This window comes from Mesorhizobium sp. WSM4884 (assembly GCF_029625675.1).
GTDB lineage: Bacteria > Pseudomonadota > Alphaproteobacteria > Rhizobiales > Rhizobiaceae > Mesorhizobium.
The window spans coordinates 1-1358 of record NZ_JARTVO010000049.1 but is presented as its reverse complement, the minus strand read 5'-3'; the positions used below and the strand labels follow the sequence as shown (position 1 = coordinate 1358).

Sequence of the window (1358 nt, the reverse complement as noted above, 5' to 3'; positions counted from 1 at the left end):
GCCTCATGCGAGGGCTGGTTTGGGCTTCGGCCAGAGGCTGATAGCGATCTTTTTCATGTTCTGGGCGGCGGCTGCGATCAGGCACTGGCAGGCGACGCGTGTTCGCCCTCGGAAGCGGGCGTAGCGATGGCCGAAGAGCTGCTTGGCATCGGCGAAGGATCGCTCGACCGTTTCCTTGCGGCGCCGGTAGATGGCCTTGCCCCAAGCTGTGAGCCGGTTGGCATCGACCCGCTCGCGGGCATCCTGCCAGACATGGCGCGTGATGGTGCGCTCGGCCTTGGCGTTTGAGGTGCAGGAAGCCAGCAGCGGACAGTCGCGGCAGATGGCCGGGTCACTCCTGTAGTGGCGGTAGCCATTGCGCTCGGTCGTAGCATAAGGGAGCAACTGACCCTGCGGGCAGCGATAGCTGTCAAGATCCGGTTCGTAGACGAAGTCGCTCTTGCGCATCTTGCCGGGCCTTGGCGGGGTCGGGTTGCGATAGCCGATGACGCCCCTGATGTTCCTGTCCTCCAGACCCTTGGCGATGCCTGGCGTGGCATAGCCGGCGTCCAGCCCCGTTGCCGCCACTGTGAAGCCGAAGCGCTCCACCTGGCGGTCGAGCCGGCCAAGATAGACGATCGAGTCATGCAGGTTGGCCGGCGTGGCGAAAGTGTCGGTGATGATGCCGCAGCGCCCGTCCACCGTGCGGTGATCGAGGTAGAAGAAGCCCTTCGGCTTGCCCTCGCGCACCATATAGCCGGCCTCGGGATCGGCGCGCGAGACCTTGGTCTGCTTCTGCGGCGGCTGCCGCTCTTTCTGCTTCAACGGCTTCTGGCCATGCAGTGCCCGTTCCGCCTCGATGGCGCGATCGAGCTCGCCCCAGTAGTCGGCCCGCGATTTGGCGACCATGGCAAGGTCATACTTGCCCTTGTTGGCGTTGGCCTTCAAGTGCGTGCTGTCGGTATAGAGCACCGTTCCATCCACCAGCCCCGCCTGGATCGCCTGCTCCACGATGCGGTCGAAGATCGCTTGCGCGATCGTCTCGTCCTGGTAGCGCCGCCGGCGGTTCTGCGACAGCGTCGAGGCATCGAACACCTTGTCCGTCAGCTTCAGCCGCAGGAACCAGCGGTAGGCGACATTGACCTCGATCTCGCGCACCAATTGCCGCTCCGAGCGCACCCCGAACAAATAGCCGATGAACAGCGCCTTGAACATCAAGGTCGGGTCCAGCGGCGGACGGCCATTGTCGGCGCAATACAACGGCGCCGTCAGATCGTGGATGAAGGAAAAGTCGATCGCGCGATCGATCTTGCGCAACAGATGATCAGCCGGAACCAGCTGATCCAACGTCACCATCTCGAGCGCGGTCTGTTCGGGGG

General features: G+C 63.8%; 1 protein-coding gene. It reads right to left on the bottom strand.

The window, feature by feature from the left end; all coding sequences use genetic code 11:
* Positions 1 to 3: 3 nt before the first annotated feature.
* The coding region (locus P9236_RS30605) for an IS1182 family transposase (protein WP_278078203.1) at positions 4 to 1358 on the bottom strand (1355 nt) is incomplete at its 5' end.